Raw genomic sequence first — 17847 nt, forward strand, 5'->3', positions numbered from 1 at the left:
ACACCCGCCGCCCGTGACCACCACCGCGCAATCCGCTCGACGCGCCGCGTGATCGGCCCTAGGTTCCCGGCGTGGCCTTCCCTCTCGCCGACACCGAAGCCCTGTTCGACGCCGTCACGGAGGTCGTGCTCCGGCCCGCCGTCCTGGCCCTCTGCGACCACCTCGGCCTCCCCACGGCCGACGTCCGGCGCTTCCCCGACGGCTCCCTCCCGGTCTACGCCGTGGGTGACGGGCAGGTGCTCAAGCTCTTCCCGCAGGTCTACCTGAACGAGATGCCGGTCGAACGGGACGTGCTCGCCGCCGTCGACGGTCGCCTGCCGATCCCCACCCCCGGCGTCCTGGCGAGCGGCGAGTTCGGCGGCTGGGGTTACGTGCTGATGCGCCGCCTCCACGGCGAGAGCCTCGCGGCGGTGTGGCCGCGACTGGACCGGGAACAGCGGTGCGGAGTGGCAACGCGGGTCGGGGAGGCGCTGGCCGTGCTGCACGGGGTTCCGTCACCGGAACTGGGGCCCGACGACTGGCAGGCCTTCATCACCCGGCAAAAGGCCGGTTGTGCGTCCAGGCAGGCCGCCAGGGGGTTGCACGCGGATTGGTTGAACCAAATTCCCGGTTTTCTGGCCTCGGTGGACCTGGGCGCGCCGAAACCGGTCTTCCTGCACACCGAGGTGATGGGTGCCCATTTGCTCGTCACGCCGGATCTGGAACTCTCGGGCCTCTTCGACTTCGAGCCCGCGATGCGGGGTGCCGCGGAGTACGAATTCGTCGCCACGGGCGTGTTCCTGACGCGCGGCGACCGCGCGGCGCACGGTGCCCTGCTGCGCGGCTACGGGTACCGGGAGGTCGACCGGGAACGGCCGCGCAGGCTGCTCGCGTACGCGCTGCTGCACGTCTACAGCAACCTGCCGTGGTACCTCCGCGAAATTCCACCCGGCGGGGCTAAAACGCTCGACAGCCTTGCTGACCTGTGGTTCGGCACGTCCGAGGAGTGAGCCAACCGGCTGGAAACGGTCGCGTACGGCCGCCAAGACAGGTTCGTCCTCGTACGATGGTGCGGACGGTGGAGTGGTGGAACGGGAGGTCGCGATGACTCATGCCTATGTAGTGCGTTTCGTCGGCGGGCCTCTGGACGGCCGGGTGGATTCGCACGCCGAGCCGCAGGCCGAGCCGAAGCCGACCTTGACGCACGTCCACCTGCACGGTGGGCCGAAAATCGTGCACCACTACGACCTCCAGTACGCGGTCGAGTACGGGTGCGAGTACCGGTTGCGGGACTCCGAGGACGAGACCGGGGAGTAGTCCCCGGTTTTCCAGCAAGACGCACAAACGAAACAAATCGTAGACAGCCGGACACTTCGGGTTTACCGTATCGATAATGTGAGAGCGCTCTCACAGTGTGAGTCCCTGTTGCTCCGCTGGAGGTTCCCTGTGCGTTCGACCCGACCACGCCTGGCGGCGTTCGCCGCCGCACTGGCCGCGGCCACCGCGATCACCCTGATACTCCCTCCGGCCGCCAACGCGGTCGCGGTCGGAGCAGGCAGCTACGCCACCGAGCGGCCCGCCGGTGCCGCCGGACCGTCCAACTCCGACGGCGCCCCCGTGACCCCGAAGGTCACGTCGCGCATGGCGGGCCAGCCGGTGCCCACCAACGAGTGGTGGTCGTCGCTGGTGTGGCAGCGCTACGCGGGCAACCCGTACGGCGAGAACCTGTACGCCCACCCGATGTCGTTCCACGCCGCGGCCCAGGGCCTCGGCGTCGGCTACCCCAACACCGCGGCGATCGTCTCCAACGGCACCGCCTACGAGATGCTGCACCGCGACGACCTCTTCGTCGGCGTCGCCGGGCTCAACGCGCCCGGCGTCGCGGTCGACGGCTGGTCGGACTGGACCGTCAGTCCGCTGTGGACCGCCGGTGGCCGCACCCTGCGCACCACCATCGGCCACGGCCAGCCCTACGTCTTCGCGGAGGTGACCGGCGGCAACGCCCGCGTCGGGTTCAACGCCACCGCCACGGTGTGGAGCAACAACCCCGGCGTGCTCGGGGTGACGATCAACGGCCACGAGTACGCCCTGTTCTCGCCGTCGAACTGGACCGTGTCGGGCTCCGAGGCGACCTCGGCCGCGGCGTTCTTCTCCGTGGCGCTGCTGCCGTCCCGCGACGCGCTGTCCCTGTTCCAGAAGTACGCCTTCTCGTTCGTCACCGACACCAAGGTGTCGTGGTCGTACAACGCGGGCTCGGCGCAGTCGTCGGCGACCTACGCGGCGACCACGGTCGCCAGGCAGGGCACGCAGACCGGCACGCTCCAGGCGCTCTACCGCCACCAGTGGCTGAACTCCACCGACGCCGTCACCGCCCACCGCTACACCTCGCCGCGCGGCGAGATGCGGCTGCGCGAGGGCGGGTCGTTCACCACGCGCCAGGCGTTCAGCGGTGTCCTGCCCGCGCTGCCCCTGTCGAGCCAGGCCGACACCACCAGGCTGCGCAACGAGATCGACGCCGAACTGAACGCCGCCGACCCGTGGAAGGGCGCGACGGACACCTACTGGACCGGCAAGGCGCTCAACCGGCTGTCGAACCTGGCCCGCATCGCGAACCAGATCGGCTACACGGCGGGCCGCGACCGGCTCATCGCGATGGTCCGCGACCGGCTCACCGACTGGCTCACCGCGACCCCCGGCGAGTCGGGCAGGCACTTCGCCTACGACTCGACGTGGGACACGCTGATCGGCTACCCGGCGTCGTTCGGGTCCGACCAGGAGCTGAACGACCACCACTTCCACTACGGCTACTACATCCTGGCCGCGGCGATCGTGGCGCAGCACGACCCGACGTGGGCGTCGGACGCCCGCTACGGCGGCATGATCAAGATGCTCGTCAAGGACGCCAACAACTACGACCGCTCCGAGAGCCGCTTCCCGTTCCTGCGCACGTTCGACGCGTACGCGGGGCAGAACTGGGCGTCGGGCCACGCGGGCTTCGCGCACGGCAACAACGAGGAGTCCTCCTCGGAGTCGATGATGTTCGCCACCGCCGCCGTGCTGTTCGGCCAGGCGACCGGTGACAACAGCCTGCGCGACGCGGGCATCTACCTCTACACGACGCAGCAGGCCGCCATCGGCCAGTACTGGTTCAACAAGGACAACGCGGTCTTCCCGTCCGGGTTCAACCACGGCACGGTCGGCATCGTCTGGGGTGCCGGTGGCACCTACGGCACGTGGTGGACGGCGAACCCGGAGGAGATCCACGGCATCAACATGCTGCCGATCACCGGCGGCTCGCTGTACCACGGTGCGTGGAAGGCCGACATCCTCCAGAACATCGCGGAGATGCGCCAGGCCAACGGCGGCACGGAGGTGGAGTGGAAGGACGTCATCACCGAGTTCCTCGCCATCGCCGACCCGGCGCAGGCCCTCGCCAACTACGGCGGCGGCCTCGAACCGGAGGCCGGTGACTCCAGGGCGCACGCCTACCACTGGATCACGTCGCTGAACACCTACGGAACGCCCGACCACTCGGTCACCGCCAGCGTCCCGACGTACGCGGTGCTGAACAAGAACGGCGCGAAGACCTACACGGCCTACAACCCCGGCACCACCGCGGCCACGGTGAGCTTCTCCGACGGTCAGACGCTGTCCGTCCCGGCGGCCTCGACCGCGTGGCGCGGCCCGGCGGGCAGCGGCGTCGACTCCGGCAGCGGCGGCGTCCCGCCGACCACCACGACCACCACCACTACGACGACCACGACGACCACGACCACTCCGCCGTCGGGCAGCCGCAACGCGTTCTCGAACATCCAGGCCGAGTCGTTCGACGGCCAGAGCGGCGTGCTCACCGAGACCACGACCGACACCGGCGCCGGGCAGAACATCGCCGGGCTCGGCAACGGCAACTGGGCGCTGTTCCGGGGAGTCGACTTCGGCTCCGCCACCGGGCGGCAGTTCAGCGCACGGGTCGCCAGCGGCGCCGCGGACGGCGTCAGCGGCCTGGTGGAGGTCCGCGTGGGCAGTCCGACCGGCACCGTGCTCGGCTCGTTCGCCATCGCCAACACCGGCGGCTGGCAGAGCTGGCGCACCGTCCCGGCGAACATGTCGCCGCTGACCGGCAAGCAGGACGTCTACCTGACCTTCACGAGCGGGCAACCGGCCGACTTCGTCAACGTCAACTGGTTCTCGTTCGGGCAGTAATCCGCCGCCGCCTCGTGAAGTCGAGGAGGAGCACGACATGCGCAGGAGGTTACGAGGACTGATCGGGGTCACGGCCACGACGATCGCCATCGCGGCGATCGGAGTGGTCGTGACCTACCAGCCCGCGGGAGCGGGACCGAACCACGGCAGCCACCCCGGTGCCGTCGACCAGCAGCAGGCGCGGGCCATCGAGGGCCAGATCGGGATCGCGGGTGTCTCGGAGTTCCGGGTCACCTGCGGCAGCAGCCACCGGGCGGGCAACGACCCGATCGTCTTCCCCGGCCAGACCGGCGCCTCGCACGTCCACGAGTTCTTCGGCAACAGGTCGACGAACGCGAACTCCACCACCACGTCGCTGAAGGCGGCGACGACCAACTGCAACCCGGCAGCCGACCTGTCGGCGTACTGGGTGCCCACGGTGTACAAGAACGGCCAGCCGGTCGCGCCCGAGAGCGTGACCGTGTACTACCAGGGCATCCACGACATGGCTCAGGCCAAGGCCCCGCCGCAGGGGCTGAGGTACGTGGTCGGCAACAGCAAGGCGACCAGTCCCGCGGACAACCCGTCCGCGCGGTGGTCGTGCACCACGCAGAGCCCGTCGAGCGGCGACTTCATGAACTGCCCGTCGGGCACCAAACTGGAGACCTACCTGGACTTCCCGACCTGCTGGGACGGCCGGAACCTGGACTCCGCCAACCACCGCGACCACGTGGTGTTCTGGGCGGGTAGCTGCCCGAGCACCCACCCGGTCGTGCTGCCCCGGCTCGAACTGCTGATCACCTACCCGGTGAACGGCGGTGGCCTCTCGCTCGGCGGGACGGTCAACGGGGTCAACACGACGACGGCGCCCGGCTACACGTTCCACGGCGACTTCATGAACGCCTGGGACCCGAACGAGCTCCAGCGCCGGATGACCAACTGCATCAACCCCGGCCGCAAGTGCGGCAACGACGGGAACCCCGCGTAGCGGGAGTGGACACGGCCGGTGGATGTGCGCTCATCCACCGGCCGTTCCCGTGCCGAGGCCGTCACGACCTCGCCGCGACGCGGGCGACGACGGGCAGGTGGTCGGACGCCCCGGTGGCGGGCACCCGCACGTCCACCACGCGCAGGCGGCAGTCCGCGGCCACGTAGTCGAGCCGCTGGGCAGGCGCCTCGGCCGGGAAAGTCGCGGTGCCACCGGCGTCCACCAGCCGCTCCCACAGCGGGGCCAGCTCCGGCGCGCCGGGTTCCGCGTTGAAGTCGCCCAGCAGGACCTGCCGGTGTCCCCGCATGATCGCCAGCATCTCCCGCACCTGCGTCGCCCGGACGGCCGGGTCCGGCCGGAAGTCCAGGTGCGTCACGAACACGTCGACCGGCCCGCCGGGCGCGTCCACCACGGCCTCCGCGAACCCCGGCGCGAGCGCCGGAACCGCCGCCGGATCCTGTGTGGACAGTCTGGTGATGGAGTGGTTGCGGGCCCGCAGGATCGGGTACCGGCTCAGCACCGCCACGCCGAACTGCCGCCGCGGCTCACCCGGCAGGTCGTAGATCGGCGCGAAGAAGACCTCCATGCCGAGCGACCGGCCCAGCTCCGCGGCCTCGTCGACGAACCCGCTGCGCTCGGACCAGCGCACGTCCACCTCTTGCAGGCCGACCACGTCCGGCCGCTGCTCCCGGATCGCGTCGGCCACCCTGGGCAGGTCGAACACCCCGTCCGACCCGATGCCCGCGTGGACGTTGAAGGTCATCGCGACCAGGTCGGTTCGCGGCGCGGGCGGCGAGCAGACGGTCGCGGCCAGCAGGACGATCGGCACCAGCGCGGTGAGTCCCATGGCCCTGATGCTGCCAGTGCGGGCAGGATCCCCGCATGGAACGCGAACCGATCGCCCAGGTGGGTCTCGTCGTGGCGGCCGTCGCCGTGTCGGCCATCGGCCCCAAGAGCTACGGCACGTGGGCGCTGGAGGTCGCCCCGATCTTCATCGCGCTGCCGATCCTGGTGTTCACCCACCGCCGGTTCCCGCTGACCAGGCTCACGCGCTGGCTCATCGTCGGCCACGCGCTGGTGCTCGCGCTCGGCGGCCACTACACCTACGCCGAGGTCCCGATCGGCTTCCGCGTCCGCGACCTCTTCGACCTCCAGCGGAACCCCTACGACCGCTTCGCCCACGTCGTCCAGGGCTTCGTGCCCGCGATCGTCGTCCGCGAACTGCTGCTGCGCCGAACACCGCTCCGCCCCGGCCGCTGGCTGTTCGCCCTCGTCACCGCGACCTGCCTCGGCGTGAGCGCCGCGTACGAGCTGATCGAGTGGGCGGGAGCCGTCATCGGCGGCGAATCCGCGGAGGACTTCCTTGGCACGCAAGGGGATGTGTGGGACAGCCAGTGGGACATGCTCCTTGCCCTCCTGGGGGCGCTCGGCGCACAGTTGGCGCTCGGGCGCGTGCACGACCGCCAGGTCTCGCGGATGCCGATGACGAAACTGTCGGTGCCATAAGGCAGTCTGCACCCGGATGGAAATTTCAAGATCGTTTTTGGAGGGGCAGATGGCACAGAGCTCGTTGTCACCGCAGGATCTCGACCACCTGCGCGCGGAGCTCGCCGAGGGGCGCCAGCCCCCTGTCTGGTTCACCTCGGCCGCGGTCGGGGTGGAGGCCGGGCGTTCGGCGAAGGTGATCGCGTTCACCGACCCCGAGGAGGGCGACTTCATCCAGGTCCGCCCGACGGGGGAGCGCGACGAGATCTCCTTCTCCCCGGCGGAGCTGACCACCGAGAAGCCTCCGCGCAAGAAGGCACCCGCACCGAAGCCGCCGGTCAAGGAACCGGAACCGCCGAAGCCGGTGGAAATCGGCCACGTCTACACCCCGGCCCCGCCGGTCCAGGTGGAGAAGCCGAAACCGGCACAGGCACCAGCCGCACCGACCCGCGCCTCCTCACCCGCCCGCAAGCAGGCGAAACCGGCCGAGGTCACCATCACGCTCACGTCGACGGTGGACGGCGAGTGGGCGGCCGAGGTCCTGGTCGGCGTCAAGCGCACGCTAAGGCAAGCGGCCCTCTCCCCGAGCGCCGTGGCACAAGCCGCAAAACTCCTCCACCCGGAGGTCGCCTCAGCGGTGGACGCGGTCCTGAACGCAGCCCGCGAAACCCACTTGGCCCGCGTAGAGCAACTGCGCACCGAACTGGAAGCAGCCCAGCGAGCACTGGACGAACTGTCCGGCTGAGCACTCCCGATCCGGTGAACCCCAACTGCGACGTACCAGTGATTAACCAGCCGCGATCGGGTGAGAGCCCTTCCCCAACGCGCAGGTAGAGCGGGACGGTGAGGTCGAAATACCTTCGCTGCTGGAGGTCCGCGAGATCACGGGGAGGCCATGATGGCGGTAGAAACCACGACGGCGGAACAGGCCCAGCTCGGCGGCTGCAACTGCTGCGGCGGCTGCACAGGCCCAGGTTGCGGGTGTTGTTCAAGCTGTTAACGCAATAAAACCAGCGGCCCCGGTCCAAGACCGGGGCCGCTGTTGCACGTCAAGACAAGAAAACGAGGCCAGAAAGAGGGAACCAGCACAGCCAGCACAAACCGCCGACCCACCACAGAACCGGCACAAACTGGCGACCCACCACCCACCAGCACAATCCTGGCGACCCACCACAGAACCGGCGCAACCTGCCGACCCACTACGAAACCGGCACCCACCGCCCTAGAACCGTGGCCGATTTTACTTGGGGGATTCGACCCTTAAACTTTCGCCGGGCGGCAGCTTCACCCTCCGCCCTTAGTGCCCGGCGAAGGGTCGAATCTAGGGGCCCCAAGTCAAATCGGCCACACCACGCCGGAACCGCAGCGATCCACCCGCCGACCACGCTGGAACGCGACCCGCACCCACCGACCCCGCTGGGACTCGAACCAACCCCACCTCACGGCGGACAAACAGTCCCATTAGCCGGCACCTTGGCCTCAACCAAAAACCCCACAGCAGCCGAAGTAGCACAAGACGACTGCCCCAAAGCCCCGTGCCCCCCACCCTGCCACCCCACCAACACCCCAGCGGGCAACGCCCCAACCGCCCTCTCCGTCCCCTGCTGAGGCGTAACAGGATCATCAGCCGTGCTCAACACCAGAATCGGCGGCGACCCCACCAAAGCGGGCACCTTCACCGGCGGCGGCACCGGGAACGACGCGCACAACAACAACCTATGCGCGTACAAAGCCCCGAACATCGGGTGCTTCTCCCGCCAATCCGCCGTCAACACCGTCACCCGATCCGGCGGAATCCGCGTAGCACTGTCGTTGCACCCAGTCACCAACGCCGCGTCCAACCGTGGCGGATTCTCATCCACGTCCGCCACCAACGGCTCCACCAGCCGCGTCAACCCCGCACTGTCCCCACCCTTGGCCGCCACGATCGCTTCAGCCAACGCGGGCCACCGGGACCGATCCGCCAACCCGACCAACACGGCCTGCAACGCCGTCCCCGGAGTCAACGAAATCCCCAACGACCGCCCAGGACTACTCCGCAACTGCTCCAACAAAGCCAGGAACGACGCCTTCGCGTCAGCCCCCAACGGACACCCACGAACAGCACAATCCTTCGCGAACGCGTCAAAAGTCGCCTCAGCGGCAACGGACTCGGCCTCGGAAGCCCCGATGACGTCCAGCGTCGGATCCGGAGCCCCGTCGAACACCATCCGCCCGATCCGCGTCGGGAACCGGCTCGCGTACAACGTCAGGACCCGAGACCCGTCCCCGATCCCGATCGCGTTCAGCGTGTTCACCCCGAGCACGTCGCGCAACTTCTCCAGATCGGCCGCGGCCCGCCACGAATCCATCGCCGTCAACCGGTTCTCCAGGTCCAGCACGCACTCCTGGCTGGCCGTCGTCACGGCGGACCGCAACTCCGCGTGGTCCGTCTTCGCCGGGTCGAACTCCACGATGTCCAGCCGGGCCGCCGACGGCACGCACTGCACCCCGTCCGACTTCCCGGTCCCGCGCCGGTCGACCCCGATGAGGGTGAACGTGCTCAACACCTCGGGGGGCAGTGACGCGCCCAGCCGAGCGGCCTTGAGCGTGCCGGGCTCGCCGTCGGCGTCGGCCACCACCAGCAGCGGGACCTTCCCGGTGCCCACCCGCAGCACGGCGATGCTGATGCTGCCGCGGCCGGGACGGCTGGGGGCGTCGAGCACGGACGGCATCCGCGCGCACTGGTAGGTGTTCGACGTCTGCGGCGCCGTCCCGCCCAGCCGCAGGACGGTCGAGTCGGTGCACTCCTGCCAGTTGAGGGAGCTGCCCTTGCCCTCCTCCAACTCCGGCACGGGCTGCTGGCCGGACGGAGCGCTCGCGCTCGCCGGACCGCTCTCGCCGAGCACGGCGATCACCGGGCGGATCGAGGGGCCCGCGCTGCACGCGCTCAGTGCGGTCATCACCACGAGCGGAAGCAAAAGGGCGGCGTGGCGCCGACGCGGCACTGTGGTTCCTCGCTCTCGGCAGGCGGCGGTCAAGGCCCGGACAGGCCAGAAGGGTCGCACGGGCCAGGTGAGACTTCGGTGAGCGCAGCACTCCCAACCAGTGGATACCCGTGCGCGGCGATCCTCTTCGGACAGGCAGGATGGTCGTCGTGGTGATGGCACAGGCAGGACCGACACCGGGGCAACCGCTGGGGGGCTCCGGTCCGTTCTCGGCAGCGGCCCGCGCGCTGGGGGCGGTGCCGCCGCCCGCGCTGGTGATGCTGTCGATCATCAGCGTGCAGGTCGGCGCCGCCATCGCCAAGCAGCTCTTCACCCTCGCGGGCTCGTCGGGAACGGTGACGCTGCGGCTGGTGTTCGCCGCCGCCGTGCTGGTGCTGATCTGGCGGCCGTCGCTGCGCGTCACCCGGCGGATGCTCGTGACCGTCGTCGCCTACGGCGTCGTGCTCGGCGGGATGAACCTGGCCTTCTACCTCGCGATCGAACGCATCCCGCTCGGCGCGGCCGTGACCATCGAGTTCCTCGGCCCGCTCGCGGTCGCGGTGATCGGGTCGCGGCGCTGGGTCGACGGCCTGTGGGCGCTGCTGGCGGCGGGCGGTGTGCTGCTGCTGACCCGCGCCGACGGCGGTCTCGAACTGACCGGCGTGCTGTTCGCGCTGCTGGCGGGCGTGTGCTGGGGCGCGTACATCCTGCTGGCCGCGGCGCTGGGCAGCCAGTCGTCCGACGGGCAGGGGCTCGCGCTGGCGATGGTGTGCGGCGGCTTGGTCGTGCTGCCGTTCGGGCTCGCCGACGCGGGCACGTCGCTGTTCCACCCGCTCGTGCTGATCTCCGGCCTGGGGGTGGCGCTGCTGTCGTCGGTGGTGCCGTACTCGCTGGAGCTGGAGGCGCTGCGCACGATCCCGCCGAGCGTCTTCGGCATCCTGATGAGCCTGGAACCCGCGATGGCCGCCCTCACCGGGCTGGTCGTGCTCGGCGAGGAACTTCACCCGATCCAGTGGACGGCCGTGTGCTGCGTGGTGCTCGCCTCCGTCGGCGCCACCCGCACTAGGCGGGCTTGACCTCGCCGCGCAGCACCGACTCGACGTCGTACCGCGCGGGCTGGTCGAGCTGGTCGTAGCGGCACGAGTCGGGCTCGCGGTCCGGCCGCCAGCGGGTGAACTGGCCGTTGTGCCGCAGTCGCGCCGGGTGCGCGCCCTCGGTCTGCGTGTAGGAGATCTCCAGCACGCGCTCGGGCCGCAGCGCGATCCACGAGGCGTGCTGGCCGCGCCACCGGTTGATCGCGCCGGGCAGCCTGCGGCCGTCCTCGGCGTCGGGCCCGAGCCACGGGTGGTCGTCGGCCTCGGTGATCAGGTCGCGCAGCTCGTCGGCCAGTTCCCGGCGGCGGTCGGCCTTGAACGACCCGACGACGCCGACGTGGTGCAGCACGCCCCGGTCGTCGTGCAGGCCGAGCAGCAGCGACCCGACGGCCGTGCCGGGGTCGGTGTCCTTGTGCCAGCGCAGCCCGGCCACGACGCAGTCGGCCGACCTGGCGTGCTTGACCTTGATCATCGACCGCTTGCCCGGCGTGTACTCCGAGTTCGAGGGCTTGCCGATCACGCCGTCCAGCCCGGCGCCCTCGAACAGCTCGAACCACTGCGCCGCCAGCTCCACGTCGGTGGTCGCGGGCGTCAGGTAGAGCCCGTCACCCGGCTTGACCAGCGCCGACAGCGCCTCCCGCCGTTCAACGCACGGCCGTTCCAGCAGCACGTCGTCGCCGTGCGCCAGCAGGTCGAACGCCACGAACGCGGCGGGCATCGACTCGGACAGCAGCGCGACCCGGCTGGCCGCCGGGTGGATGCGCTCGGCGAGCGCGTCGAAGTCGAGCCGGTCGTCCTTCGCGACCACCAGCTCGCCGTCGAGCACGACCCGTTCGGGCAACGTGCGCTTCAGCGCCTCGACGACCTCGGGGAAGTACCTGTTCAGGGGCTTCCCGCTGCGCGACTGGAGGGTCACCTCGTCGCCGTCGCGGAACACCAGGCAGCGGAAACCGTCCCACTTCGGCTCGAACAGCAGGTCCTTGCCCGTGGGGATCTCGTCCACCGCGGTCGCGAGCATCGGCTGCAACGGCGGGGTCAGCGGTAGCGGCACCGGCCCATCCTGCCTCTTCGAGCTGGTCAGCGCACGCGGCGGTACCGCAGCAGCAGCGCGGACTCGTAGTGCAGCGCCGAGACGAGCGCCATGTCACGGGGTGGCGTCACCGGTCCGTGCGCGATCCGGCTCGACCCGCCCGCGACGAGCTTGGGCGCGATCGTCACGCACAACTCGTCCACCAGGTCGGCGGCGATCAGCGAGCCGAACAGCGCGGGCCCGCCCTCGCAGTCGACCCGGCGCAGCCCTCGCTCGTCCAGCGCGGCCAACGCCGCCACCAGGTCCACCTCGGCCTCCCCGGTCACGACGACGTCCGCGCCCGCCGCGGCGAGGGCGGCCCGGCGCTCGGCGGGCGCGGACGCCGTGGTCAGGACGATCGGCGGCACCGAGGTGTCGGTGAGCAGGGGAGAGGCGGGGTCGATCGACGCGCGGGCCGTGACGACCGCGATCGGCGGGACCGGTGCCCGCCCGAGCCTGGCCCGGCGCTCCGCCCGCACCTCGCCCGCCTTGATGCCGTGGTAGCCCTCGGCCTTGGCGGTGCCCGCGCCGACGAGCACCACGTCGGCCAGGTCGCGGCCGAGCATGAACACCTTCTTGTCGGCGGCGTTGCCGAGCCCCGCGGACTGGCCGTCCACCGCGACCGCGCCGTCCACGCTGGACACGAAGTTCACCTGCACCCACGGGCGGTCCAGGCCCGCCGGGTAGTCGTAGACCCGTTCCAGCTCGGCGTCGGTGATCTCGCCGTCGCGCGGCGGCAGGAGGATCTGCATGGAGTTCATCCCAACACACACCGAGGTCACGGGGTCCGCCCGCCGATACCCTTGCCCCCATGTCCGCTCCGCGCCTGGCCGACCGAGATCCCCGGATCGAAGCGGACGAACTGGTGAACTCCCTGGTCCCGCCGCCCCGGTTCGACGACGTGCGCTTCGACACGTACGTGCCCAACCCCGACGAGCCCAGCCAGGCCGCCGCCGTGACGGCGTGCGCCGCGTTCGCGAAGCGCGTCGGCGGTGACTCCGGCGGTGGGTGGCTCGGGTCGCTGTTCGGCCGGAAGTCGGTTCCGGAGGGCAAGCTCGGGCTGTACCTCGACGGCGGGTTCGGCGTCGGCAAGACCCACCTGCTCGCCTCGATCTGGCACGCCGTGCCGGGACCGAAGGCGTACGGCACGTTCGTGGAGCTGACCAACCTGGCGGGCGTGCTCGGGTTCGGCGAGGCCGTGCGGCGGCTGTCCGAGCACCGGCTGCTGGCGATCGACGAGTTCGAACTGGACGACCCCGGCGACACGACGCTGGTCAGCAGGATGATCAAGGAGCTGACCGGCGCGGGCGTGTTCGTCGCGGCCACCTCCAACACGCTGCCGGACAAGCTCGGCGAGGGCCGGTTCGCCGCGCAGGACTTCCTGCGCGAGATCCAGGCCATGTCCGCGCGGTTCGACGTCGTGCGCGTCGACGGGCCGGACTACCGGCACCGCGGCCTGCCCGACGCGCCCGAGCCGATGACCGACGACGAGTTGGCCGCCAGCGCGGCGGCGACCCCCGGTTCGACGCTGGACGACTTCGACGCGCTGTGCGCGCGGCTGGCCAGGATCCACCCGTCCCGCTACGGCAGGCTGGTCGACGGCGTCGCCGCCGTGCACCTGCGCGGGGTGCGCCCGGCGTCCGACCAGTCCGTGGCGTTGCGCCTGGTCGCGCTGGGCGACCGGCTCTACGACCGGGACGTCCCGGTCGCGGTGTCGGGTCGGCCGCTGTCGGAGCTGTTCACCGACGAGATGCTGCGCGGCGGCTACCGGAAGAAGTACCTGCGGGCCGTCTCCAGGCTCGTCGCGCTTTCCCGCCGACAAAGCGGTTGAGAACGCGGGATCGGGGTATTCCCACCGTGCCTGGAGCATGTGGAGGAGTCCCGATGCTGAGTGAATCCGAGCGGCGGTCACTGGCCGAGATCGAGCACCAGTTCCGCCTCGAAGAGCCCCTGCTGGACAACAGACTGAAGATCGGTCGAGCCGCTCCGAGGCCGAGCACCGTGCTCGCGATCCTCTTCGGGGCCATCGGCACGTTCCTCCTGGCGATGGGCGTGATCGGCGCCGCGCTCGGCTGCTTCGGGATGGTCTCGGTCGTGCTCCTCCTCCGCGGCACGACCTGGCGGTGACGCCTCCCGCCGCTACGGGACCAGCGTGACCTTCGCCGTCACCGTGCTCCGGCACACGATGGTGTCGACGTTCTCCCACCGCGTCACCACCCCGGCTCTGGGCGGCCACGGGTCGTTGACCTGCAACGCGGCGAAGCTCGCGCCGATCAGCAGCAGCGAACTCGTGCGCGTGTAGCCCGCCACGACCCGGCTGTGCCCCGGCACGAAGCTGATCACCGGCCGGTTCGCCCGGATCTCCGAGCGGTACTCGGCGAACGTCGGCGTGGTCGACAGCGCCGCCGACAGCGACTTGCCGGTCAGGTTCTCCAGCGCCACCACGACGTCGAACTCCCGGCTAGGCGGCAGCCCGACGGGGTTCTCCTCCGTGCCCAGCCCCAGCTCGTCCGCGAGCCGCTCCTGGTCGTACCGGTAGCGGTAGAAGTCCAGGATCATCTGCGCGCTCGCCGCCGTGCTCCACCGGTTCGTCTCCTGCCCGACCAGGCCGAGGCAGCTCGACTGGTCGGCGAAGTTGTGCGAGTAGTGCAGCTCCAGCGCGTCCACGCGGGGGCGCAGCACCTGCTCGACGATCTTGCGGTCGAACCGGCGCACGACGGGCTCGTCCACGTGCAGCACGTTCGCCAGGTGGGTCAGCGCCTCGATCCGCTGCTGGTAGCGCTCCTCGCGCAGCCGCCGGGTCTCGGCGCTCTGCTCGTCGAGGAACGACCAGCGCTCGAACTCGCCCGGCGGTTCGCCCAGGTCCTCCCGCACCTCGGGCACCTGCTCCCACGTGTGCAGCTCGCGCAGCGCGACCTCGACGCCGCCGAGCAGGAACCGGACGGCCAGCTTGGGGAAGCTGTAGGCAACGAACTGGAGCTCGTCGTGCTCGACGTCGAGGCTGCGGGCCTCGCCGAGCAGCATCTCCGGCTCCCACACGGCCTCCGGCGCGACGGCCACCAGCGGCGCGCCGAGCCGAGGGTGGGCGGCGACGTCCACGTACCCGCGACCGCAGCTCGACCCGATGCGCCACAGCAGCAGTTCGCCGTTGACGTCGTGCACCGGTGTCGGCGCGCGGTCCAGCCGCGGCCCGTCCGGCAGGTCGGGCAACGCGCCGAGCGTCACCAGCACACCGAGCTGCGCCGCCACCAGCCGAGCCGACTCGATGCGGGTCATCGAGCTCCCTCCCCTAGATGCGCCTCTCTGTTCAGAGACACGACGGGCCACGGTGATACACCAAATGATTTGGTCTTGTGGCCCCCATCAGACGACGATGACCCACTGTGGGTTTCCTCGATGCGAATGGTCTTGCCTTCCGTCTGGCTGACGGACGCGAGCTGTTTCGCGATGTGTCGTTCAAGGTCGGTAGCGGGTCGGTGGTCGCGCTGGTCGGCGCCAACGGGGTCGGCAAGACCACGTTGCTGCGGATCCTGTCGGGTGAGCTGACCCCGGCGACGGGCAGCGTGCGGGTGCAGGGCGGGCTCGGGGTGATGCCCCAGTTCGTCGGTTCGGTGCGGGACGACAGCAGCGTCCGCGACCTGCTGCTCGCCGTCGCCCCACCGGGCCTGCGCAAGGCCGCCGCCGACCTCGACCGCGCCGAGCTGGCGCTGATGGAGACCGACGACGAGCCGACCCAGATGAAGTACGCCGACGCGATCACCGCGTGGGGCGAGCACGGCGGCTACGACGTCGAGGTCCTGTGGGACACGGTCACGGTGGCCGCGCTGGGCATCCCGTACGACCGGGCCCGGTTCCGGGACGTGAAGACGCTGTCCGGCGGCGAGCAGAAGCGGCTGGTGCTGGAGGCGCTGCTGCGCGGCCAGGAGCAGGTGCTGCTGCTGGACGAGCCGGACAACTACCTCGACGTGCCCGGCAAGCGGTGGCTGGAGCAGCGGCTGTCCGAGACGGACAAGGGCGTGCTGCTCGTCAGCCACGACCGGGAGCTGCTGTCGATCGCCGCGACCCAGGTCGTGACGGTCGAGGCGCACAGCGCGTGGACGCACGCGGGCTCGTTCGGCACCTGGCACGAGGCCCGGACCGCCCGGATCGACCGCCTCAAGGAGCTGCACAAGCGCTGGAACGAGGAGCACGACCGGCTCAAGGAGCTGGTGCGGACCCTCCAGATCCAGGCGACCATCTCCGAGGTCATGGCGGCCAAGTACCGGGTGATGTCGGCGAAGCTGAAGAAGTACGAGGAGGCGGGGCCCCCGCCCGAGCTGCCGACCGACGAGAAGGTGACGCCGCGGCTGCGCGGCGGCCGGACGGCCGTGCGCGCGGTGACGTGCGAGAAGCTCGAACTCACCGGGTTGATGAAGCCGTTCGACGCGGAGATCTTCTTCGGCGACCGGGTGGCGGTGCTCGGGTCGAACGGGTCCGGCAAGAGCCACTTCCTGCGGTTGCTCGGTGGCGGCGACGTCGCCCACACCGGCGTCTGCAAGACCGGGTCGCGGGTGCTGCCGGGGCTGTTCGCGCAGACCCACCAGCACCCGGAGTGGGTCGGCAAGACCCTCGTCGACATCCTCTGGCACGGCGAGGGCTCGCGGACCGGCAAGGACCGCGGCGCGGCCATGGCGATCCTGACCCGCTACGGGCTCGGGCAGAGCGGCGACCAGCGGTTCGAGTCGCTGTCCGGTGGACAGCAGGCCCGGTTCCAGGTGCTGCTGCTGGAGCTGGCCGGGTCGACGCTGCTGCTGCTCGACGAGCCGACGGACAACCTGGACCTGAACTCGGCCGAGGCGTTGCAGCGGGCGCTGGAGGAGTTCACCGGGACCGTGGTCGCGGTGACGCACGACCGGTGGTTCGCGCGGTCGTTCGACCGGTTCCTGCTGTTCCGGTCGGACGGCGTGGTGTCCGAGGTGGCCGAGCCGGTGTGGGACGAGGCGCGGGTGCAGCGGGCCCGCTGATCAGGCGAGGAGCGTCCTGGTCCACGAGTCGGTGAGCCACTCCCGGAACTGCTCGGGGGTCCACCCGCGCTCGTGGACCAGCAGCACCCAGTACTCGACGGCGTTGGTGCTCCAGACGACGTCCGCGACCTGCCGGTCGGTCAGGTCGTCGCGGAGGTCGCCGGTCGCGCGCAGGTCCGCGGCGAAGTCGAGCATGTTGCGCGCCCGCCGTTCGGCGATCTCGCGCCACAGGGCGGCGCAGTCCCGGTCGCTCACGGCCGCGTCGCGCAGCGCCAGGAACACCGGGGCGAGCCTGCGGTGGATGCTCGTGATGGCCTCCGCGTAGAGGTCGATCTTCTCCGCCGCCGTGGGGGCCGCGCGGACCCGGACGACGTAGTCGCGCTCCGCCGCGGGGACCGCCCGGTCCTGACCGGACAGCGAGGTCTCCACCAGTTCCCGCAGCAGCACCGGTTTGCGGCCAACCGAGCTGTAGACCGTGTCGACCGAGACCCCGGCGAGCGCGGCGATGTCGCTGACGGCCGTCTTCGGGTAGCCGCGCGCCACGAACAGCTCCCGCGCGGCGGCCAGCACCGCGCTCCGGGTGGCCGCCGCGCGCTCAGCCCTTCGGGGTGCTTCGTACCGGCGCTTGACGTTCTCGCTCATCGGGGTCAACCTTACCCATATTCACCCGAATCAGTGTCGGACGAATATGGAGCGGGAACATGGTCTACGCCTTCATCCAGGACGTGCCCATCGGCGACGACCTGTACCGCAGGATCATCGACGAGTTGGGGCCCGAGCCCGTCGCCGGATCGCTGCTGCACCTGTGCGTGCGGCGGCCCGACGGCGGGCTGCGGTACGTGGAGGTGTGGGAGTCGGAGGCCGCGTGCGCGCGGGCGTTCGACGAGCGGATCCACCCGGCCGTGGACGCGGCCTTCGGCGGGACCCGGCCCGAGGCGGAGCCGACCGTGCAGCACCTGGAGGTCCTGCACGTCACGGGGTCGCTGCTCGGCGAACCCGCGAGCTAGGCGTTCGAGGCCGCCCGCGCCGGGGCGGCCGCGAACGGCGGGGCCGTCGAGGACCGCGGTGGCCGCGACCCCCC

17 protein-coding genes are annotated in these 17847 nt (G+C 70.6%); 11 read left to right on the forward strand and 6 right to left on the reverse strand.

Features of this window, described 5'->3' with window-relative positions:
* Positions 1 to 71: 71 nt before the first annotated feature.
* The 4 genes from NZH93_RS38520 to NZH93_RS38535 all read left to right on the forward strand — a co-directional run bounded on the left by NZH93_RS38520 (position 72) and on the right by NZH93_RS38535 (position 5149).
* Positions 72 to 989 (forward strand): aminoglycoside phosphotransferase family protein, encoded by a 918-nt coding sequence (locus NZH93_RS38520; RefSeq protein WP_259628240.1) that lies wholly within the window; start codon positions 72 to 74, stop codon positions 987 to 989.
* Positions 990 to 1083: 94 nt separating this feature from the next.
* Positions 1084 to 1296: a DUF8847 domain-containing protein gene (locus NZH93_RS38525; RefSeq protein WP_259628241.1), complete on the forward strand. Its 213-nt coding sequence runs from the start codon at positions 1084 to 1086 to the stop codon at positions 1294 to 1296.
* Positions 1297 to 1425: 129 nt separating this feature from the next.
* Positions 1426 to 4182, forward strand: coding sequence for a glycosyl hydrolase (locus NZH93_RS38530; RefSeq protein ID WP_259628242.1), 2757 nt, complete (start codon positions 1426 to 1428; stop codon positions 4180 to 4182).
* A 37-nt stretch (positions 4183 to 4219) separates the two neighbouring features.
* Positions 4220 to 5149 carry a DUF1996 domain-containing protein gene (locus NZH93_RS38535; protein WP_259628243.1) on the forward strand — a complete coding sequence of 310 codons (930 nt, stop codon included), beginning with the start codon at positions 4220 to 4222 and terminating at the stop codon, positions 5147 to 5149.
* Positions 5150 to 5210: 61 nt separating this feature from the next.
* Here NZH93_RS38535 and NZH93_RS38540 read toward each other — a convergent pair whose 3' ends face one another.
* Positions 5211 to 5996, reverse strand: a complete 786-nt coding sequence (locus NZH93_RS38540) for an endonuclease/exonuclease/phosphatase family protein (RefSeq protein ID WP_259628244.1) — start codon at positions 5994 to 5996, stop codon at positions 5211 to 5213.
* 35 nt (positions 5997 to 6031) lie between these two features.
* Between NZH93_RS38540 and NZH93_RS38545 the strand changes: the two genes are divergently transcribed.
* On the forward strand, positions 6032 to 6655 hold the full coding sequence (locus tag NZH93_RS38545; RefSeq protein ID WP_259628245.1) for a DUF2238 domain-containing protein: 624 nt from the start codon (positions 6032 to 6034) through the stop codon (positions 6653 to 6655).
* A 49-nt stretch (positions 6656 to 6704) separates the two neighbouring features.
* Positions 6705 to 7379 carry a DUF6319 family protein gene (locus NZH93_RS38550; RefSeq protein WP_259628246.1) on the forward strand — a complete coding sequence of 225 codons (675 nt, stop codon included), beginning with the start codon at positions 6705 to 6707 and terminating at the stop codon, positions 7377 to 7379.
* A 694-nt stretch (positions 7380 to 8073) separates the two neighbouring features.
* Here the strand turns inward: NZH93_RS38550 and NZH93_RS38555 are convergent.
* Positions 8074 to 9576 (reverse strand): alpha/beta hydrolase, encoded by a 1503-nt coding sequence (locus NZH93_RS38555; protein WP_259628247.1) that lies wholly within the window; start codon positions 9574 to 9576, stop codon positions 8074 to 8076.
* Positions 9577 to 9776: 200 nt separating this feature from the next.
* Here NZH93_RS38555 and NZH93_RS38560 point away from each other — a divergent pair, with 200 nt between their 5' ends.
* Positions 9777 to 10676, forward strand: coding sequence for an EamA family transporter (locus tag NZH93_RS38560; RefSeq protein ID WP_259628248.1), 900 nt, complete (start codon positions 9777 to 9779; stop codon positions 10674 to 10676).
* On the opposite strand, the gene NZH93_RS38565 is transcribed toward NZH93_RS38560, so the two are convergent.
* Positions 10663 to 11745, reverse strand: a complete 1083-nt coding sequence (locus tag NZH93_RS38565; protein WP_259628249.1) for an ATP-dependent DNA ligase — start codon at positions 11743 to 11745, stop codon at positions 10663 to 10665. The genes NZH93_RS38560 and NZH93_RS38565 overlap by 14 nt on opposite strands.
* A gap of 26 nt (positions 11746 to 11771) precedes the next feature.
* Positions 11772 to 12515 (reverse strand): pyrimidine reductase family protein, encoded by a 744-nt coding sequence (locus NZH93_RS38570; protein ID WP_259628250.1) that lies wholly within the window; start codon positions 12513 to 12515, stop codon positions 11772 to 11774.
* Positions 12516 to 12574: 59 nt separating this feature from the next.
* Between NZH93_RS38570 and zapE the strand changes: the two genes are divergently transcribed.
* Positions 12575 to 13594, forward strand: coding sequence for a cell division protein ZapE (zapE, locus tag NZH93_RS38575; RefSeq protein WP_259628251.1), 1020 nt, complete (start codon positions 12575 to 12577; stop codon positions 13592 to 13594).
* A gap of 53 nt (positions 13595 to 13647) precedes the next feature.
* Positions 13648 to 13890: a DUF3040 domain-containing protein gene (locus tag NZH93_RS38580; RefSeq protein WP_259628252.1), complete on the forward strand. Its 243-nt coding sequence runs from the start codon at positions 13648 to 13650 to the stop codon at positions 13888 to 13890.
* A 12-nt stretch (positions 13891 to 13902) separates the two neighbouring features.
* Here NZH93_RS38580 and NZH93_RS38585 read toward each other — a convergent pair whose 3' ends face one another.
* On the reverse strand, positions 13903 to 15039 hold the full coding sequence (locus tag NZH93_RS38585; RefSeq protein ID WP_259628253.1) for a C39 family peptidase: 1137 nt from the start codon (positions 15037 to 15039) through the stop codon (positions 13903 to 13905).
* A gap of 107 nt (positions 15040 to 15146) precedes the next feature.
* On the opposite strand from NZH93_RS38585, the gene NZH93_RS38590 reads away from it, so the two are divergent.
* Positions 15147 to 16766 carry an ABC-F family ATP-binding cassette domain-containing protein gene (locus tag NZH93_RS38590; protein WP_259628254.1) on the forward strand — a complete coding sequence of 540 codons (1620 nt, stop codon included), beginning with the start codon at positions 15147 to 15149 and terminating at the stop codon, positions 16764 to 16766.
* Here NZH93_RS38590 and NZH93_RS38595 read toward each other — a convergent pair whose 3' ends face one another.
* Positions 16767 to 17408, reverse strand: a complete 642-nt coding sequence (locus tag NZH93_RS38595) for a TetR/AcrR family transcriptional regulator (RefSeq protein ID WP_259628255.1) — start codon at positions 17406 to 17408, stop codon at positions 16767 to 16769.
* Positions 17409 to 17467: 59 nt separating this feature from the next.
* On the opposite strand from NZH93_RS38595, the gene NZH93_RS38600 reads away from it, so the two are divergent.
* Positions 17468 to 17773 (forward strand): hypothetical protein, encoded by a 306-nt coding sequence (locus NZH93_RS38600; RefSeq protein WP_259628256.1) that lies wholly within the window; start codon positions 17468 to 17470, stop codon positions 17771 to 17773.
* Positions 17774 to 17847: the final 74 nt, after the last annotated feature.

It is taken from the genome of Umezawaea endophytica (assembly GCF_025061645.1).
Lineage (GTDB): Bacteria > Actinomycetota > Actinomycetes > Mycobacteriales > Pseudonocardiaceae > Umezawaea > Umezawaea endophytica.